Here is a 20183-nt window from a genome sequence, read left to right as displayed (position 1 = left end):
GCGGTTAGACTTGAGAGTCTTATTTATTAATAAAACAGTCTTAGTGTTAACCGAGACCTATGTAAAAAAGGCCACATTATGTGGCCTTTAAAGTACTGGATTATTTTGCGCTTAAGCGTCTGTTTTATGTCCTTTCACACCGTAGAATACGATAAATACATAACATACAGCAGGAATAATAAAAGAGAGCGTCAGGCCAATCGTATCAGCGGCCATACCTTGGAACACAGGAATAATGGCACCGCCCACGATGGCTAAACATAAAATACCTGAACCTTGTGAGGTGTGCTCTTTTAAGTTGTTAATCGCAAGACTAAAAATAGTTGGGAACATAATTGAGTTACATAAACCCACAGCAAGCATGGTCCACATCGCGATAGGGCCAGAACTTAACATTGATACCATAATCAATACGATAGCAAGGGCTGCGTTAAAGGCCAGTACCGTTCCACCAGAGATTTTTTGCATTACAGCAGCGCCAATAAAGCGACCGACCATAGCACCACCCCAATAATAAGCGATGTATTTAGCAGCGGTGGCTTCAGTCATTTGCGTTGCACTGGCACTTGAAATGTAATTGATTAAGGTACTGCCAATCGCTACTTCTGCGCCCACATAAACAAAAATACCGATAGCACCGAGCACTAAATGCTTGTGTTGCCACGCAGAGCCTTGAGTAACTTGAGGCGTTTCTTGATTCGCGATTTTAGGTAACTTTAATACTAAAAAGATAAGCGCGAGTACTAATAATGACGCAGCTAAAATTAAATAAGGTAACTGTACAGCGGTACCATCATGACTTTGATTAGCGCTATCAGCAGAGAAGAAAAGTGCAGCACCAAATAATGGTGCAACTGTGGTACCTAATGAATTAAATGCCTGCGTTAAGGTTAAACGAGACGGCGCTGTTTTAGGGTCACCTAACGCACTGACATACGGGTTTGCAGAGACCTGTAAAATCGTAATACCACTGGCTAATACAAATAAGGCCATTAAGAAAAGCGCATAGATGCCTGAGGTTGCCACGGGGTAAAACAACAAACAGCCCACACAGGCAATGGCTAACCCGGTCACAATGCCTTTTTGATAACCGATTTTCCCGACTAACTTACCGGCAGGTAGCGAGATAATAAAATAGGCACTAAAAAAGCAAAACTGAATAAGCATTGCTTGAGTGTAATTAAGGGTAAAAGCTTCTTTTAAATAGGGAATTAAAATGTCATTAAGACAAGTAATAAAGCCCCACATAAAGAAGAGGCTAGTTAAAGCAACGAGTGCAAACTGAGTGTTTGAGGTGTTGCCAACATCAACCTGAGCGGTTTGATTAATTGGGTTAGGTGAGCTCAATGTTATTTCCTTTAATATGTTGTCAGTTTTTTGTAATTTTTAATATTAAAACGCTAAAGTATACAATATAAAACAAGCTGAAAAGCATTACATACGATTGCATTAATTTTATAAACACAACATATTGATTAAATAGTGTTTTATTGTGCTAAGTATCATTAAATTACAGGTTCCTTTAATTCCATTTAATTCACCTTTTATTACGTTTGCTCTATTTTTGACCGGAAACTGCTGGTTTTGGGCTAAAAGAACGATGCAATAAATGCATTAAAAAAGAAGCATTGTTTAACTTAATTGTAAAAAAATTTGATCTTTTGTACGCAGTGACTTAACTTAAATGAAAGCGCTTACATTTCCGTGCTTTTATTTTTAATCAAAAATGAAAGCGCTTACATTTGTTTTTACAGAATGTACGACAACTAACTATATTAAAAATAAAATCCTCTATCGGGGCGAAGATCATGAAACACGCAGCGAGACATATAGCTTCCTATGCGTTGGGATTATCGGCAATAGCTTTAACGGGCTGTGGTGGTAGTACCAACACGGATACAGATCTTACCAAAGTTGACCCAAGTCAGCCGGTAAGTGATTGGGTAATGGTTTGGAATGATGAATTTGACGGTACTAGTATTGATGCCAATAAATGGCGTCATGAAGTAAATTGTGCCGGTGGTGGCAACAACGAAAAGCAATGTTACACCGATAGTGACGAGAACTCCTTTGTCGCGGATGGCATGTTGCACATAGTGGCAAAACCTGCCCCAGAAGGAAGTGAAAAACCTTATACTTCAGCGCGTTTAAATACGCGCTACAAAGCCGATTTTAAATATGGCCGTTTTGAAATGCGTGCGAAACTCCCTGCTGGGCAAGGTGCATGGCCTGCGTTTTGGATGATGCCAACCGATGAAGTTTATGGTGGTTGGCCGCGCTCGGGTGAAATTGACATTGTTGAGTCGGTTAACCTAAAAGCCAGTACTGCAGAAGGGCAGGCTGAGGCATATGTGCATGGCACACTTCATTACGGTCGAGAATGGCCTAACAATGCAAGTTCAGGCAAAGCCTATTTGCTACCCGATGGTATGAACCCTGCTGACGATTTCCATGACTATGCTATTGAATGGCAAGAAGGTGAAATTCGCTGGTATGTTGATAATTACCTTTACGCAACGCAGCGCCAGTCTGAAGTGCGCTACAACAGTAAAGATGAAGCGGTTGGACTTGCACACAAAGGCTGGTTTACGGAATATTTTGACCAAGTAACCGGTGAGTTGAAAACGTTCTGGACAAGTGCGCCTTACGACCAGCAGTTTTACATGATTTTAAATTTTGCTGTAGGTGGTGATTGGCCAGAAAATGTCAATGAACTTGGTATTGATGAAGCGGCGTTTGCAAACGGCAATAGCTTTGAAATTGACTACGTACGTGTATACGAATGTGCAGCAAATCCTGACACTGGTAAAGGGTGTGAAACGGTGCGCCCAGGTTATGACAAGCTAGATGATGCACTCGTTGAAGGTGCCGCCCCAACACCGACATTACCGCCAGTGGGTGGTACTACAAATGTAATGATCTTTGATGGAACGCTTAATCCAAACTGGCCAGCATGGGATTGCTGTGGCGGGTCAACACCTAGCATTGTGAGCGATGAAGAGCGCGGTGACGTAATGCAGTTTACGGTGGGTAATCAGCCAACAGTAAATGGTTTTATTTCGCGCGATGAGTTTATTACCGATGCTGAAGGTAAGGCATCACCGTTTGACGCCTCTGGTGTGATTGAAACGGGATCTGTTAGTTTCAAAATGAAAGTGACTAGTGCGCCAAGCAATCCAGATGCAACTTGGATGTTTAAAATTGAAAGTGTTGGTGCAAGCACCGCCTATGAAGTGCCACTTAACACCAGTGTTGAAGGTGTCGACCCAGTGGTTGGCCAATGGCAAGACTACACTTTCCCAATCAGCGTATTGGCTGAGGCGGGAATGGATATTAGTGCGCTAGATGTAATTATGATTTTCCCAGCATGGGGCACAGGTGAAGGCGCTGAATACCTTGTTGACGAAGTACAAATCGGTGCGCCAAGCACCTCACCAGAGTTAGTACTGTTTGCTGATGGTGAAAACCCAGATTGGCCGATGTGGGATTGTTGTGGTGGCTCAACGCCGACTGAAGAACTTGACGACGATGCCCATGGTTTAGTCGCTGAATTTAAAATTGGAGCAAGTCCAACAGTAATGGGCTTTATTACCCGCTCAGCAAATGGTGGCAGCGATAAACCTTTCGATGCATCAACAATTATTGAAAATGGTGTATTGAGCTTTGAAATGAAGGTAGTGGATGCACCGCTAAGCCCAGACGCTTCTTGGGTAATCAAACTAGAATCTGATAATGCGGCCAGTGCAGTTGAGTTACCCATTTCTGATGCAATTGAAGGTGTGGCGCCAACAACAGGGCAATGGCAAACATACACATTCCCAATTAAAACATTAGTGTCGAAAGGCCTTGATGTTAGTGCGATTGACGTGGTGATGATTTTCCCTGCGTGGGGCACAGGCGAAGGTGCAACTTACCGTGTTGATAATGCAAAAATTTACGACCCGACAGCAACAAAACCTGCGGGTGATGAACTCACACTATTTATGAATACCGTTGCTGAAAATTGGAGTATTTGGGATTGCTGTGGTGGTTCAACGCCGACAGAGGAACAAGACGATGATGCACACGGCACGGTTGCACAATATGTAATTGGTACACAGCCAACGGTGATGGGCTTTTTTGCCGAAGATGGTGTGTATTTTGATGCCTCTAACTTACTTGAAACGGGGGTGGTTCGTTTTGAAATGAAGGTGGTTGATATGCCGCTTAATCCTGACAGTCAGTGGCTTTTCAAAATTGAATCAGGTGATGCATCCACTGCTGTTGAATTGCCACTATCAGCCAGCCTAGAAGGTGAAACACCACGCACAGGCGAGTGGCAAACGTATACCTTTACGATGCAAGAGCTGTTTAGCCGTGGCTTAGATATTAGTGCAATTGATGTGGTCATGATATTCCCAATGTGGGGAACGGGTGAAGGTGCTGTTTATCGCGTTGATAACGCAGTAATTGCAAATCCGTAACGATTATTGGTGGCAAGCGTTTCGCTTGCCTAAAGTCAAATCAAGATAAGTAGAAAGATTATGAAAACAACAAGCTATAAGAAAAGCCAAGTAGCAATGTTAGTGGCTGGCTTACTAGGTACAAGTCTTGCGACGCCAATATACGCAGAGCAATTAGCGCAAAACGAAAATGCGGAAAAAGGCGTTGAAGTTATTGAAGTTAAAGGGATCCGAGGCAGCTTAATTCGTGCAATGGACCTAAAACGCGAAGCGTTTGGCGTAATGGATGCGATCAGCGCTGAAGAAATGGGTAAATTCCCAGATACAAACTTAGCCGAATCACTACAGCGCATTACCGGCGTATCGGTTAGCCGCTCAAATGGCGAAGGCAGTGAAATTACCGTGCGTGGTTTCGGACCGAGCTTTAACTTGGTTACGCTTAATGGCCGTCAAATGCCGGGCACGGGTAACTCGCGTTCATATAAACTTGAAAACCTCGCCGCAGAGGGTGTCAGCACGTTAGAAGTGTATAAAACCGCGCGCGCTGAAAAGCCAACTGGGGGGTTAGGGGCAACAGTAAATATTGTTACCGCTAAACCATTCCAACGCCCAGGACAGCAATTAACTGCAACTGTAAAGGGGATTTACGATAGCTCAAATGAAAACGGTGACGATGTAACACCGGAAATTTCAGGCATTTACAGTAATACCTTCTTTGATGATAGGTTTGGCTTTGGCGTGTCATTTTCACGTCAAGAGCGTGATTTTCAGCGCCAAGAAGCGAATATCCAAGGCTGGCAAGCTAATGTTGATTTACCAACACTTGAAGAGGGGACGTTTGTTGATCCGCGAGCGTTAGACAGCGAAGGCAACCGCATTGGTAACCACTTCTTCCCAAAAGATATGAATTACAGCATTGCAGATGTAGAACGTGAACGTAGCAATGCACAAGTGACCTTTCAATATGAACCTATTGATGGTTTAGTTGCCACATTGGATTACACCTATACCAATGCCATTACGGCAACCGAAATTGCAGGTTGGGGCATTTGGAATGAGTTTGGCGGCAATATTAACGGCTATGAGTTAGACCAAAATGGTACCGCTGTTTTTGCCGATATTAGTGGTAACGATGGTTCATTTACTGCAAGTAAAGACACCACAGAAGTCGATTCAAAATCAATTGGTTTAAACCTTGTGTGGGAGATCAACGATGATTGGAAAGTGGAGCTTGATTATCACGATTCAAGTAATGAAACCGACAATGGTAAAGACAAAGGGTTAGGCAGTTCCGGTCAAGTTATTCTCGGTTCAGATCAGCTCGTTAACAAAGTATATGACTACCGCACTGGCGATATCCCGCATGCAATGATCAACTGGCGAAACGGATCAAACGAATTACTGCCAAGTGAAATAGATTCTAACTTTAGCCAGTTTATTCACTCGCCAGGTAAGTCTGAAATTGAGCAGTTACAACTGCACACCACGTGGTTTAACGACACCTTTGATATTCCACTCGTCACGGTTAAGTTTGGCGGTACATTTACCGACCAAACTATGAGTGGTTTCAACGCATGGAGTGGTTTACGAGGTGGCCCAGGCTTTAATCCATCGTTTACTGAAATTTTCCCAGACAGCATGTTTACACGCCATGATACCAGCGACCTATTAGACGAATTTGCTGGCGGTGGCAGTGCGTTAAATCCGCATTATTTCTACCGTTACGACTTCGACGAAGCGGTTGCACGTCAGCTAGCTTATTTAACTGAAGATATTATGGGCGGCGATGTTTACTCAATTGATCCGTATTTTGACGGTATTGATGCACAGGGCGCCGTTACCGAAGAAACCGTGGCATTTTATCTGCAAAGTGATTGGCAGTTTGAGATTGCAAACTACGAAGCGCAACTTATTGTTGGCGTGCGTTATGAAGATACCGACGTAACCAGCAATGTGCGTCAACGCGTTGAAACCCAAGTGAACTGGGAAAGTGCTTCAGAGTGGATCATGCAGTATGAAGCGGGCGGCAGCGATAATTTCCTTGAGCAAACAGGCGGGTACGATGTATGGCTACCTATGATGGATTTACGTGTAGATCTGACCGATGATTTGGTCACACGTTTTTCTTGGGGTAAAACGATGTCTCGCGCGCCACTTGGCGATTTAGCTGGGGTTCGCTCACTAAGCGGCAGTCCAAAACCAGGCGCGCGCACAGGTTCGCAAGGTAATACTAACTTGTTGCCGTTTGAATCAACAAACTTAGATTTATCACTTGAGTATTACTACGGCGAAGGCAGTTATGCATCGATTGGCTATTTTAGAAAAGACGTGGATAACTTTATTCAAACTACGATTACTGAAACGACTATCGACGGTTTAAACGATATTTACAATGGCCCACGTTATTTACAGGCGATTGCGGATATTGAAGCCCGTGGTGAGCAAGCAACCAGCACCGCTATTTTTGAGCAAATGTTGGCAAATGGTCACGGAAATGCGGAGGGTAAAATTGAACCAACTGCAGGCGACCCATTAATTGTGTGGAATATTAGCCAACCAACCAATACCGACAGCAAAGCTGTTGATGGTATTGAATTGGCGGTTCAGCACTTAATTGGTGATACCGGCTTTGGTTTAGGCGTAAATGCTACCTTTGTTGATGGTGATGTTGAGTTTGATGTTAATAGCCTAGTGCAGCAAGCGCCGCTTACAGGCTTAAGCGACTCGGCAAACTTCCAAGCGTTTTATGAAAAACATGGCCTGTCGGTGAAACTTACTTATGCATGGCGTGATGCATACTTAATTGGTGTTGGCCAAGCACAAGGTTCATCGGATGCGCCACCGCAATTTGCGAAAGAATTCGGTCAAATTGATATGAGTGTGAACTACGACATTAATGAAGATTTCACCGTGTTCTTTGAAGGTATTAATTTGAACAACGAAACCGAGCAAGGTTATGGTCGATATGAAGAGCAATTCTTATTTGCTCGTCAATATGGTCCACGTTACACCTTCGGTATGCGTTACTCATTTAACTAGTACTCCCTTGTTGTCAGCAAGCCGCATTTCGATGCGGCTTTTTTGTGGCCAAAATTTGACGGATTTTGTAACGCTAACCATTATTAATTAATGAAAAAAATGGTGATTACGCGCCTACAACGCGCTTCAAAACAAGACCTTTTCGCACACATTGCTGGCGTTACTTTGTTGCTATTAAGTTTACTGCCTACGTTACTAAGCGCTGCGCCAAAACATACGGTAGTATTTGATGATATTGCCCAAGTAATGCAGCAATATGATTTTGACAATGGCCTCAGCCAAGCTTCCGTTACTGCAATCACGCAAGACAAATTTGGTTATATCTGGCTCGGCACGCAATCGGGGCTAAACCGCTTTGATGGTAAGCGTTTTAAGCACTTTTTTCCCGCACAACCACTTTCCAATGAACTCGCAGGTGGGTTTATTACATCGCTTTGCAGTCAAACAAATTATTTATGGGTAGGCACACAAACAGGGTTGTCACGATATCACCTTGAAACCAGTGAATTTGAACGAATAAACATTAATAAAAAAGATGATTCGGTTGAGCGTATTAAAAACCTATCGTGTAACCATGACAGCTTAGTGATCACCACCGATGACGGTGAGTTGTATGTATATCAAGCAGAAACAGGGTTGCAAACAGGCAAAGACATTTTTGCAAAATCTAATGTTAGCGCAATTCATTTAGCGCCATCGCGATGGTTTGCAGTTACAAACAAGGGTATTGTTACTAAACAAGTTGGTGCAGCGCAAAGTGAGTTATTACTGCCAGGTAAAATAGAACAAATCGCGGTAAAAAATAACGCTTTGGTATTAATAGATGATGCACAGCAGGTGTGTTTTTATCAATTGGCACCGTTACAGCAAATGTGGTGCAAGTCGTTACCCATTTCTCATATGGCTGAGGTATTTCAACTCAGTTTACTCGAGCATGATTTACTTATTGCATCAAGCCAAGGCGCTTTTCAGTTATCGCACACAGGTGAGATTTTGCACCACTTTAAGCGCCAACAAGGTAACCAAAAGGGGTTGGCCGAAAACACGATTCTAACCATATTTAAAAGCCAAGAAGGCGACATTTGGCTTGGTACCGAAACTCAAGGTTTGTATCACTATCGTGAGTTAAGTAACGCATTTGGCCATGTTTATAATTTTAAGAACACCGCGCGCAATAGCGATTTTTATGATGTGAGAAGCTTTGAATTTGATGCAAGTGGTACCTTGTGGATTGGTACTTCTAAGGGCATTTATTTGTATTCAAATCAGCGCTTTTTTGCCGCCGAAAGTATTTATCCATCGCTTAAAACGTTTAACACTACCTTCATTACCGACTTAACCATTTTTAACGACAATGTGTGGATCACTAGTCGTGGTGCGGGCTTGGCCAAGTTTGATTTAACCACAGGGCAAACTTGGCTAGTAAAACCTAAAATAAACAATCAAGAAGTCGAAAGCTTTAACTCCGTAATTAGTTTTAAAGGCGAGCTCGTTTTTAGCTCTCGTAGCCAAGGTTTGCTCACGTTTAACCCCAACACCAAGCAGTTTAGCCATTTTATTAAAAATAACGAAAATGCGCCTGAGCATGCAACAGGGCTATACACCGATGGGGAACATTTATGGTTCGGCAGTATTGGCATGGGGTTATTTAAATTTGATGGGAAAACGTTAGTTTCGATGAATCAAACACATGGCTTAAGTTCCGATCTAGTTTTTATGATCGAAAAAGATGCGCAAAACCGCATATGGGCTGCTACCGATAAGGGCCTCAGTATTGTAAATCAAGATATGACATTAGCGCGCATTGTTGAGCGTAAACATGGTCTTGCCAATAATGCCATTTGGGCACTTGTAAAAGACAATAATGGCAATTTTTGGGCAGGAACCAGTGGCGGGTTAAGCCATATTCAAAGTGATGATTTTACGATTCGTAATTATTTACGCAATGATGGCATTCAATCAAACGAATTTAATTTTAATGCGGCATTAAAAACCCAAGACGGTCGCTTATTTCTAGGCGGAGCAAACGGCTTTAATCAGTTTTATCCAAATGCAATTGAAAGCGCCCGTAAAAAACCAAATGTGCAATTAAGCTCAATTAAGGTACTTGAAAATGAGCTCACGCCGATTAACGCCAAAGAGCTTTCTACTGTACCAGAGCTGACGCAATCCCTTACACTCAAAGCCAAGCAAAACATTCTCTCGCTTGCGTACTCATCAACCAGTTTAGCGTCTGATCGCCTCTCCCATCTTTATTATCGGGTGATTGGCTTAAGCGATAAATGGATCAAACTCGAACAAGGACGTAATCAAATTGATTTAATTAATCTCACGCCGGGTGATTACACAATTGAAGCGTATTTGGTCGACCGGTTTAATAATGCCTCTGCTGCACACCAGCTAAAACTGACTATCGTGCCGCCGTGGTGGGCATCGAATGTTGCGAAAATAAGTTACCTGCTTTTCGCATTGTTAATTGGCTCGTTAATTGTGTATTCACGGGTTAAACGTTATCGCCAAGTGCTCAGTGATAACAACAAAATGAAGCAATTGAACGAACGTTTTGAAATAAGCCTTTGGGCCAGCGGTGATGATTTATGGGATTGGCATATTGCCAACAATACCATTCACCGTTTTAGTGTGAATAGCCAACTTGATTTTGGTGAGTTAACAGATGCCGTGCTGTTAGATGAGTTACATCGTTACGTGCATCCGAAAGACTGTATTTTACTGGAAGATAAGCTAGAGCGATGTATTTCGGGTGAAATTGATAGCTACGAAATAGCCGTTCGAGTTAAAGAAAAATCGGGTAAATTTCGCTGGGTACGTGATAGAGGCAAAGTCGTAAGCAGAAACAGTGCAGGTGTTGCTGAGCGCATTGCAGGCGGAATTCAAGACATTCAAAAGTTGAAAGAAAATGAACTCGCCCTTGAAAAATTGAATCAGTCGTTAGAAGAAAAAGTGCAAGAGCGTACAGTGCAACTTGAACAAAATAACCAGCAATTGCTGCAAACCTTAGATGAGCTTGAAAAAATGCAGCAAGACTTAATTGAAAGCGAAAAAATGGCGTCGCTGGGTAATTTAGTGGCTGGTGTTGCCCATGAGATTAACACGCCACTTGGTATTGCGATTACCGGTGTATCATCAAATCAAGAAAGCATTGAACTGATCGAATCGCAACTGACCAATAAAACCCTAAATCAAGCGACGCTAATAAACGAAATTGCAAAACAGCGCGAAGTTTACCAATTAGTGCAGCGCAATTTAGAGCGCGCCGAAGCGCTGATCGCTAACTTTAAACAAGTGGCGGTTGATCAGTCTTCAGAGCAAATGCGCGAAGTACATGTACATGAATACCTTGAACAGTTGCGTACATCGTTAGCACCGTTAACTAAAGGAAAAGATATCACTGTATCGATTGCATGCCCCGAGAGTTTAGTCGTGGAAACCTATCCCGGTGCTTGGTATCAAGTGATGTCTAACCTTATTCAAAATTCGGTAACACATGGTTTTGAAGGTCTAAATAAAGGCAATATTGCGATTTCCATAACACTTAATAACGGCAAGCTTGTTGTACTGTATCAAGACGATGGTAAAGGTGTTTCAGAAGAAGTGCGGGAGCGTATGTTTGAACCTTTTGTTACCACCAAGCGTAATCAAGGTGGCAGTGGCTTGGGAATGCACATCGTTTATAACTTAGTTACTCAGTTACTTAATGGCGAAATCACTAGCCGACGCGTTGAAAACCAAGGCGCGGTATTTGAAATTGAATGTTTTGTGAATGTAATTAGTGAATAAAGCCCCTTTCAAATCAATTGAAAAGGGCTTTAATGTGGGGGCAGTTAACCTACTGACACATTTGCATTGCAGGTGTCTCTGATTGTGTAATTTTAATGTTAGCAAGTGATAGCGTTAGAGCATTCGATGAACCAATTTCGAACGGTACAACTAGCTGATTAAACTTAATGCCTTGCTGAGTAAAGCACGCTAAATCAACGGAAAGGCTATGCCATTGACCATCTGCTTTAGCGCTTAGCAAGTGAGTAATATCCATTTTGCTATGGCAGCTGCCCGGTATATCTGCGGTGCCTTCACAATTCATGGTTAGCCACACATCTTTAATGTTTTGGCTATCAACTTTTACATCAAACACAAGCTGTGCTGTATCTGATACTAAATTGCTTAAGTCTTCACGGAAGTGGCTTTTACTGGCAAAGCGAAGACCAGCAGGTTGCTCGCCACTGATTGAAATTTTGCGCGCATCTTCTTGAATTACTTTATCAATGGTACGGTAATTAATACCGTCAAGATTCAAAGTGCTTGAGGTGATTTGTTCGCTATGGTCGCCTGAGAACAACCATGCTTGCCATGGCTTTTTCACTTCACCCTCAAGAATAGACACACTCTTAATATCGCCCGCTTTACGCTCAAATTGCTCAGGTAAATCGTTCGATAGAGTCGTATTTGATTTTGATGTCAATCCATAGCCGTATGCAAATAGCGGTTTTTCATCGCTGGTTTTATAAAAATCAATATGCTGATTTGGGGTCATTGGCCAGCTAAACGGCAGTTTACCTTTAAAATCAACATTCATGCTGTTATTTGCTTTACGAAGTAGTACATCGGCAATTGCCGCACCTTCCGAGCCAGGTAGCCAAGCTGCAACAAACGCAGTTGATGCATTGAGCTCAGCATTAATCCACATAGGGCGGCCGCTAATAAACACGGCTACAACCGGAATATCGGCAGCTTTAAATTTGTTTAATAGGGTCAAGTCGCGTTTGTCACCCGCTTGGTACTCAAGAGTTGCGCGGTCACCATGGCCTTCGGCATAAGGCTCTTCACCAAATACCACAATCGCAACATCTGGCTTCTCTGAGTAACTGCCATCAAGGCTGTAATCGAGTATACCGCCTGCGGCAGTTACTTGACTGCGTAAGCCATCTAAAATAGATGAACCACCTGGGAAATCACTATTTTGGTTATTCGTTCCTTGCCATGTGATTGTCCAGCCGCCTGATTGTTTGCCAATATTATCGGCTGCATCACCTGCCACTAAAATGCGCTGTTTAGGTGATAACGGTAAGAGTTGCTGATTGTTTTTCAGCAATACTAGCGATTCACGCACTGCTTGTGCAGCAACGTCACGATGCGCTTTTTGGCCAATTAACTCAGTCTTACCCGAAAGTGCTCTGTCTTTTGGGCGTGGCTTATCAAATAAACCCGCGCGGAATTTTACACGTAAAATACGGCGCACGGCGTCATCAACACGCGATTGGGCAATTCCGCCTGAGTTTACTTGTGCAATGGTATTTGCCATTAAAGCTTTCCAATCAGAAGGCACCATAAAAATATCAAGGCCGGCGTTAATTGATTGCGCGCAACTTTCATTGCTACAACCTGCCACTTGCCCATGACCATTCCAGTCACCCACAATAAAGCCATCAAAGCCCATTTTTTCTTTTAGCACATCGGTAAGTAGGTATTTGTTACCATGTACTTTTTCGCCATGCCAGCTGTTAAATGATGCCATTACAGACTGCGCGCCAACATTTAAACCGCCAACATAGCCTTGCGCGTGAATATCAAACAAGTCTTGTTCAGACGATAGGTTATCGCCTTGGTCGTCACCATCGACTGTGCCACCATCACCCACAAAGTGTTTTACGGTACTAATTACACGCTCATTGCCTAAAAAGTCTTTACCCACTTCGCCTTGTAAGCCTTTTACCACTGATGCTGCATAACTTCGAACCAGCGCAGGATCTTCAGAGTAGCTTTCATAAGTACGGCCCCAGCGGTCGTCTTGCACAACCGCAACCGTTGGTGCAAATACCCAATCAATACCGGTTACCATCACTTCTTTTGCTGTGATTGCCGCGATTTGTTCCATCAACTTGGGGTTATTTGCTGCACCTAAACCAATATTGTGTGGAAATAACGTTGCCCCAATTACATTATTATGGCCGTGCACTGCGTCGGTGCCCCACATAGTCGGGATCGTAGACCCATCGAGTGAGTCGTCAATTGACGCCATATACATATCGTCTGCGAGCTTAATCCAGTCTTCTGGTGTAGCGTGCTTATCGCCATTAGGGAACGAACCGCCCCCATTTAGATAAGAGCCAAAACCATAACGGCGCATATCTTCAACGGTGATATTGCGAATTTCAGGTTGGATCATCTGTGCGATTTTTTGCTCTAGCGTCATTTGCGCTAGCAGCGCATCAATTATACTCTCAAGCGCTGCATCGTATTTCACAGGGCTTGTGATTTTTGGCCAAATATCGTTTTTAGTGTTTGTTGGTTTGGCATTATCATTGCCCGACATACAGCCGCTCAACGCCAAACAAAGTGCTGAGAGCGAAAATAGCTGTTTATTCATTGTTTTGTCCTTGAGTAGTTGATGGCACATGTCCTTTCACACCGTAGAATACGATAAATACATAACATACAGCAGGAATAATAAAAGAGAGCGTCAGGCCAATCGTATCAGCGGCCATACCTTGGAACACAGGAATAATGGCACCGCCCACGATGGCTAAACATAAAATACCTGAACCTTGTGAGGTGTGCTCTTTTAAGTTGTTAATCGCAAGACTAAAAATAGTTGGGAACATAATTGAGTTACATAAACCCACAGCAAGCATGGTCCACATCGCGATAGGGCCAGAACTTAACATTGATACCATAATCAATACGATAGCAAGGGCTGCGTTAAAGGCCAGTACCGTTCCACCAGAGATTTTTTGCATTACAGCAGCGCCAATAAAGCGACCGACCATAGCACCACCCCAATAATAAGCGATGTATTTAGCAGCGGTGGCTTCAGTCATTTGCGTTGCACTGGCACTTGAAATGTAATTGATTAAGGTACTGCCAATCGCTACTTCTGCGCCCACATAAACAAAAATACCGATAGCACCGAGCACTAAATGCTTGTGTTGCCACGCAGAGCCTTGAGTAACTTGAGGCGTTTCTTGATTCGCGATTTTAGGTAACTTTAATACTAAAAAGATAAGCGCGAGTACTAATAATGACGCAGCTAAAATTAAATAAGGTAACTGTACAGCGGTACCATCATGACTTTGATTAGCGCTATCAGCAGAGAAGAAAAGTGCAGCACCAAATAATGGTGCAACTGTGGTACCTAATGAATTAAATGCCTGCGTTAAGGTTAAACGAGACGGCGCTGTTTTAGGGTCACCTAACGCACTGACATACGGGTTTGCAGAGACCTGTAAAATCGTAATACCACTGGCTAATACAAATAAGGCCATTAAGAAAAGCGCATAGATGCCTGAGGTTGCCACGGGGTAAAACAACAAACAGCCCACACAGGCAATGGCTAACCCGGTCACAATGCCTTTTTGATAACCGATTTTCCCGACTAACTTACCGGCAGGTAGCGAGATAATAAAATAGGCACTAAAAAAGCAAAATTGAATAAGCATTGCTTGAGTGTAATTAAGGGTAAAAGCTTCTTTTAGATAGGGAATTAAAATGTCATTAAGGCAAGTAATAAAGCCCCACATAAAGAAGAGGCTAGTTAAAGCAACGAGTGCAAACTGAGTGTTTGAGGTGTTGCTAGCCTCGACTTGCATAGTCTGATTTATTGGATTGGGTGAGCTCACGATGATCTCCAGTTGATTTTTTTGTTGTAAGCGCTTACATTTAAATCATGTAAGCGCTTACATTTATAGTTTGATAATTGCAGAAAGCATTTAAAATATCAAATATAAATCAGGTTTTGATTCGCTTTTAGGTAAGTGATAACAAGTAAAATAGCTATAAAACAAGGTGTTAAATACCATGAAGCATTTTCGCTTAGCCACAACGAGTAATATGATGCAGCCAGATTTCATTTTTGGTGTGGCAACATCGTCGTATCAAATTGAAGGTGCTCGAAATACTCGATTAAAGGCAAACTGGGATTCCTTTTGCGAAAAAGATGGTGTGATTGCCGATAGCAGTAATGGTGATGTAAGTTGCGAACATATTGCGCACTGGCAACAGGATGTTGCAATAATGGCCGATATTGGTGTCGATGCATATCGCTTATCATTGTCATGGTGTCGCGTTATGTTGGAAGACGGTACGGTAAATCTTGAGGGTGTTAAGTTTTATATCAACTTGTTTCAAGCGTTAAAAGCACACGGTATTAAGATTTTTGTTACCTTTTATCACTGGGATTTACCAGATTACCTTGATAGCCAAGGGGGTTGGTTAAATCGTCAAACAGCCTATGAATTTGCCCATTATGTAGAAACAATCACCCCTTACATTTCACCGTATGTTGATTCTTTTGCAACCTTAAACGAACCTTTTTGTTCAGCGTATTTAGGCTATGAACTAGGCATTCATGCGCCTGGGCATACCAGCCAAAAGGCCGGTAAAATTGCTGCGCACAATTTACTGTTAGCACATGGCTTAGCGATGGAAGTATTAAACCGTTTAAGCCCAAGTACTGAAAACGGTATTGTGCTTAATTTCTCGCCGTGTTACCCATTAACCAATTCAGACCAAGATGCAGTTGCCTGTCGTCATGCCGATGAGTATTTAAACTTGTGGTATTTAACGCCGCTACTTGAAGGGCGATATCCAGATATTGCTGACTTATTGCCAGATGATGTAAAACCAGAAATTGCCGAAGGCGATATGGCAATTATCGCTGCACCACTCGATTTTATAGGTATTAACTATTACACCCGCAAGGTGTATCAAGCGGGAAACAATGTGCTGTTTAAAGAAGTAAATACAAATGAATACGCAAAAACAGCAATGGGCTGGGAAGTTGTACCAAGTGCTTTTTTTGATTTACTGACTGACTTAAATAAACGCTTTGAATTACCAAATATCTATATCACTGAAAATGGCGCGGCGTTTGATGATGACATTTTGGATGGTGAAGTGAATGACCCGGCACGTATTGATTACATTGACGAACATTTATTGGCGGTTGAACAAGCAATTCAGCACGGTGTGCCAATAAAAGGCTATTTTGTGTGGAGTTTATTAGATAACTTTGAGTGGTCAGAAGGGTATACTAAGCGCTTTGGCATAGTGCATGTTGATTATAAAACGCAAAAACGCACATTAAAGCAAAGCGCGCTTGCGTACAAAGCACTAATAAACGCTAGAAATTCAAACTAATAACCATTAAATTTATTGAATGTAGACACAGTTTTCTTTTTTATGGCAACTATTTACGAAGTATCAAAAGCCGCTGGCGTATCATTAGCGACCGTTTCACGAGTGATTAACGGTAATGCCCGAGTGAGCGAGCGCACAAAAGAAAAAGTGCACAAAGCAATGGACGCGCTTGGCTACAAACCTAATGCGATTGCACAGTCACTCGCCTCTAATCGCACTAATAGTGTGGGATTATTGGTGTCAGAGCTGCATGGTTCATTTTTTGGCGACATGATGAGCTCAATTGAATCCATGCTGCGTGATGCCGGCAAACATGTGGTGATAACCGCAGGTCACAGTGAAGCTGAAAAAGAAAAACAAGCTATTGAGTTTTTGATTAGCCGTCGTTGCGACGCCTTAATTTTAAACGCCGAGGCAGTATCTGAAGACTATTTAAAATCGTTACTCGATAATAATATCGAGATCATTCTGATCAACCGCGATATCGAATCTCTGCAAGAGCGTTGCATTGTACTTGATAACCAATTAGGTGGTTATTTAGCGACCAAAGCGGCAATTGAACAAGGGCATACTGAAATCGCCTACATCAGCGGTCCTCATTTTAAAGAAGATGCACAGCAACGTTTAGCAGGCCATAAACAAGCACTTAAAGAGGCTAATATCTCATTTGATAGTGACTTATGTTTTGAAGGTGGTTATCACGAACCGGAAGGGCAAGAAGGGTTTAACGTGCTGCGCTCGGCCAATGATTCGTTTACCGCACTGGTTTGTGCAAATGATGAAATGGCGTCTGGCGCAATGACTGCTGCCCGTGAAAATGGGCTAAGTATTCCTGAAGATTTATCGATTATAGGCTTCGACAATGTGTTATTTGCCCGCTATTTATATCCAAAACTGACCACAGTAGATAACCCGATTGCAAAAATGGGTGAAATGGCGGCGAATTGGGTACTTAGTAATATTTATCAGCAAAAAATTAATACAGAAATCACACATTTGTTTAAACCTGAACTAGTGGTTCGCGACTCGCTTGGAGCTGTGCGTGCTGGCTAATCGGATCTCTCCCTCAGCCAAGTTTGCGCTTATTGCGTCGTTTGGTGGGTTTGTATTTGGTTTTGATGCCTCGGTTATCTCCGGTGCAATTGGCTTTATTTCAGAGCAATTTTCTCTCGATGAATGGCAACAAGGGTTAGTGGTGAGTGCGCCCACATTAGGTGCGATTATTGCCAGCTTTTTTGCCGCGTTTTTAAGTGACCATTTTGGCCGCCGGAATACCTTAATTGCGGTGGCCTTGTTATATATTGTTTCCGCATATTTTTCTGCAATCGCCAGTGATTTTGAAAGCTTAGTACTGGCGCGTTTCTTAGGTGGATTGGCATTTTGTTCATTGCTTATTACGCCAATGTACATTGCGGAAATTAGTTTAGCTAAATCGCGCGGTAGGTTAGTGTCGATAAACCAATTAAATATTGTGATTGGTTTATCGGTATCGTATTTCTCAAATTACGTATTGCTACAGTTAGGGCATGCCGAGGGGAATACATTAACCTTGTTAGGCATGCACGCTGAAACATGGCGCTTTATGTTAGCGCTTGAATTACTACCAGCAATGGTGTGGTTTTTCGCATTATTTTGGCTGCCAAAAAGCCCGCGCTGGTTAGTGCTTAAAAATCATCAAGCCGATGCAAAAGCGGTACTTAATCGGTTATTTTCTAAAACGGAAGTGGATGCGCAGCTACAAGAAATTAGCGTAATTGAACACCAACAAAGCGCGTTTTTTACCCGTTTAAAAGGGCTTTTCACAAGTAAGGTGCGACTGGCTTTGTTAATGGGAATTACCTTAGCGATTGCGCAGCAGATATCAGGCATTAACGTTATCTTTTTTTATGCGCCGGTGATTTTTGAGCAAAGTGGTATCGGTACTGATGCCGCGTTTTTACAAGCAAGCTGGATTGGTGCGATTAATGTGCTATTTACCCTTGTTGCGCTGATCACCATTGACCAATTTGGGCGAAAGCCATTACTAACCGTTGGTTTGGTGGGAGTATGTGCCAGTATGTTTATTTGCAGTTATGGTTTTAAGCAGGCAACGTATCAAATTAATGATAAAGATGTCGCTGCGTTAGTGACAACTCACCAAAATCTAAAAGCCTCAAGCTTGTCACCTCTTTTATCTAAAATCTATAGGTCTGACATTGCGTTTAAAAATGCAGTTATCGAAGCGATTGGTGAGCAGCAATATAGGCAAGTGGGCAGTGAATTGTTAATGCGCGCGACTGACATCAATGCAGGTCTTGTGCTTTTTGGTATAACAGCCTTTGTAGCATCGTTTGCGATGTCGTTAGGTCCTGTGATGTGGGTGTTCTTTTCTGAGGTATTTCCGAGCGAATTGCGCAGTATCGGTATTTCGCTATTGGCACTCATCAATGGGTTTGTGAGCTTTTTAGTGCAGCTGGTTTTCCCGTGGGAGCTGGCAACCTTAGGGGCGGCAACCACATTTTTAATTTATGGTGTATTTGCTCTGTTTGCACTGCTACTCATTATGCGCTTTTTACCCGAGACAAAAGGCCAGCCGTTAGAGTATTTGAGCCAGCCAAAAGAGTGTTAATCGCTTAGAAAAGCTGTATTTCCATTTCTTTCGCAAATAGTTCTAGGGCATGTAAGCCGGCTACCGAGTTACCATATTGGTTTAATTCAGGTGACCAAACAACCACAGTGTAACGCTCAGGCACTACGGCTAAAATCGCACCACCGACACCTGATTTACCTGGCATACCAATACGATAAGCGAAATCTCCCGCAGCATCATACAAACCACTGGTAAACATTAAAGAGTTCATTTGTGAGTTTTGCTTACGTGAAATAAAGGTCTCTTTTGTGGTTTGTGAAACCCCTTTATTGGCTAAAAAGCTGAAGGTTTTAGCCAGTTCTACTACGTTCATTTCGATGGCGCAGTACTTACAGTAATTACTGAGCACAGCGTCTACATCGTTATCAAAATTATTAAATGATTTCATTAAGTTTGCCATTGCCGCATTACGAAAACGATGCTTAAACTCTGATTTTGAAACCGATTTATTAAAGCTAATTTTGCTATTGCCTGAAAGCTGACGCACCGTTTCTAAATAATGATGCAGTGGGGCACTTACTCGTGATTGCAGTGCGTCACATACAGCAAGCGCACCTGCATTGATAAACGGATTGCGCGGTACGCCGTTTTCCATCTCAAGCTGAATTAGCGAGTTAAACGCGGTGCCAGATGGCTCCTTTCCAACACGCTGCCACAGTGATTCGCCATAACGTTGTAGCGCGAGCGAAAGGGTTAATACTTTTGAAATAGACTGAATGCTAAAGCGTGTTTTGGCATCGCCAGTAGTGCAGATTTCACCATCGACAGTGAGCACCGCCATAGCAAATTGCTGAGGCTTAATTTTGGCAAGTTCAGGAATGTAATTTGCAACTTGGCCTTGACCAAACAAGCTTCGACATTCTGAATTTATAGTGTTAAGCAGCGACGTAATCTGATCCATTGTAAAACCTCTAACTCTG

The 20183-nt window shown here is 42.6% G+C and carries 10 protein-coding genes; 6 read left to right on the top strand and 4 right to left on the bottom strand.

Annotated features, from left to right (window positions below):
- Positions 1 to 111: 111 nt before the first annotated feature.
- Positions 112 to 1347 (bottom strand): sugar MFS transporter, encoded by a 1236-nt coding sequence (locus AC2IOM_RS17810; RefSeq protein ID WP_486359574.1) that lies wholly within the window; start codon positions 1345 to 1347, stop codon positions 112 to 114.
- A 461-nt stretch (positions 1348 to 1808) separates the two neighbouring features.
- On the opposite strand from AC2IOM_RS17810, the gene AC2IOM_RS17805 reads away from it, so the two are divergent.
- The 3 genes from AC2IOM_RS17805 to AC2IOM_RS17795 all read left to right on the top strand — a co-directional run bounded on the left by AC2IOM_RS17805 (position 1809) and on the right by AC2IOM_RS17795 (position 11279).
- Positions 1809 to 4463 (top strand): family 16 glycosylhydrolase, encoded by a 2655-nt coding sequence (locus tag AC2IOM_RS17805; protein WP_486359573.1) that lies wholly within the window; start codon positions 1809 to 1811, stop codon positions 4461 to 4463.
- Positions 4464 to 4523: 60 nt separating this feature from the next.
- Positions 4524 to 7481 carry a TonB-dependent receptor gene (locus tag AC2IOM_RS17800; protein ID WP_486359572.1) on the top strand — a complete coding sequence of 986 codons (2958 nt, stop codon included), beginning with the start codon at positions 4524 to 4526 and terminating at the stop codon, positions 7479 to 7481.
- A 99-nt stretch (positions 7482 to 7580) separates the two neighbouring features.
- The gene (locus AC2IOM_RS17795) at positions 7581 to 11279 is read left to right on the top strand and encodes a sensor histidine kinase (RefSeq protein ID WP_486359571.1); all 3699 of its coding nucleotides are present in this window, start codon (positions 7581 to 7583) and stop codon (positions 11277 to 11279) included.
- A 49-nt stretch (positions 11280 to 11328) separates the two neighbouring features.
- On the opposite strand, the gene AC2IOM_RS17790 is transcribed toward AC2IOM_RS17795, so the two are convergent.
- Positions 11329 to 13866: a glycoside hydrolase family 3 protein gene (locus AC2IOM_RS17790; RefSeq protein WP_486360681.1), complete on the bottom strand. Its 2538-nt coding sequence runs from the start codon at positions 13864 to 13866 to the stop codon at positions 11329 to 11331.
- On the bottom strand, positions 13859 to 15115 hold the full coding sequence (locus AC2IOM_RS17785) for a sugar MFS transporter (protein WP_486360680.1): 1257 nt from the start codon (positions 15113 to 15115) through the stop codon (positions 13859 to 13861). The genes AC2IOM_RS17790 and AC2IOM_RS17785 overlap by 8 nt, the downstream gene beginning before the upstream one ends.
- Positions 15116 to 15293: 178 nt before the next feature.
- On the opposite strand from AC2IOM_RS17785, the gene AC2IOM_RS17780 reads away from it, so the two are divergent.
- From AC2IOM_RS17780 to AC2IOM_RS17770, 3 genes are read left to right on the top strand one after another with little or no spacing between them, the layout of a single operon-like run.
- On the top strand, positions 15294 to 16634 hold the full coding sequence (locus AC2IOM_RS17780) for a GH1 family beta-glucosidase (protein ID WP_486360679.1): 1341 nt from the start codon (positions 15294 to 15296) through the stop codon (positions 16632 to 16634).
- A 42-nt stretch (positions 16635 to 16676) separates the two neighbouring features.
- Positions 16677 to 17687: a LacI family DNA-binding transcriptional regulator gene (locus AC2IOM_RS17775; RefSeq protein WP_486360678.1), complete on the top strand. Its 1011-nt coding sequence runs from the start codon at positions 16677 to 16679 to the stop codon at positions 17685 to 17687.
- Positions 17677 to 19242 (top strand): sugar porter family MFS transporter, encoded by a 1566-nt coding sequence (locus AC2IOM_RS17770; RefSeq protein WP_486360677.1) that lies wholly within the window; start codon positions 17677 to 17679, stop codon positions 19240 to 19242. The genes AC2IOM_RS17775 and AC2IOM_RS17770 overlap by 11 nt, the downstream gene beginning before the upstream one ends.
- A 4-nt stretch (positions 19243 to 19246) precedes the next feature.
- Here the strand turns inward: AC2IOM_RS17770 and glsB are convergent, their stop codons facing one another.
- Positions 19247 to 20164, bottom strand: a complete 918-nt coding sequence (gene glsB / locus AC2IOM_RS17765) for a glutaminase B (RefSeq protein ID WP_486360676.1) — start codon at positions 20162 to 20164, stop codon at positions 19247 to 19249.
- Positions 20165 to 20183 lie beyond the last annotated feature (19 nt).

Source organism: Pseudoalteromonas sp. NS-SX12, from assembly GCF_057367955.1.
This window is presented reverse-complemented; position numbering and strand designations above follow the sequence as displayed.

What these genes read in the sequence shown, in the direction of transcription:
- AC2IOM_RS17805 (WP_486359573.1), top strand. Translation starts at nt 1,809, where the DNA reads ATGAAACACGCAGCGAGACATATAGCTTCCTATGCGTTGGGATTATCG.
- AC2IOM_RS17800 (WP_486359572.1), top strand. Translation starts at nt 4,524, where the DNA reads ATGAAAACAACAAGCTATAAGAAAAGCCAAGTAGCAATGTTAGTGGCT.
- AC2IOM_RS17795 (WP_486359571.1), top strand. Translation starts at nt 7,581, where the DNA reads ATGGTGATTACGCGCCTACAACGCGCTTCAAAACAAGACCTTTTCGCA.
- AC2IOM_RS17790 (WP_486360681.1), bottom strand. Translation starts at nt 13,866, where the DNA reads ATGAATAAACAGCTATTTTCGCTCTCAGCACTTTGTTTGGCGTTGAGC.
- AC2IOM_RS17780 (WP_486360679.1), top strand. Translation starts at nt 15,294, where the DNA reads ATGAAGCATTTTCGCTTAGCCACAACGAGTAATATGATGCAGCCAGAT.
- AC2IOM_RS17775 (WP_486360678.1), top strand. Translation starts at nt 16,677, where the DNA reads ATGGCAACTATTTACGAAGTATCAAAAGCCGCTGGCGTATCATTAGCG.
- glsB (WP_486360676.1), bottom strand. Translation starts at nt 20,164, where the DNA reads ATGGATCAGATTACGTCGCTGCTTAACACTATAAATTCAGAATGTCGA.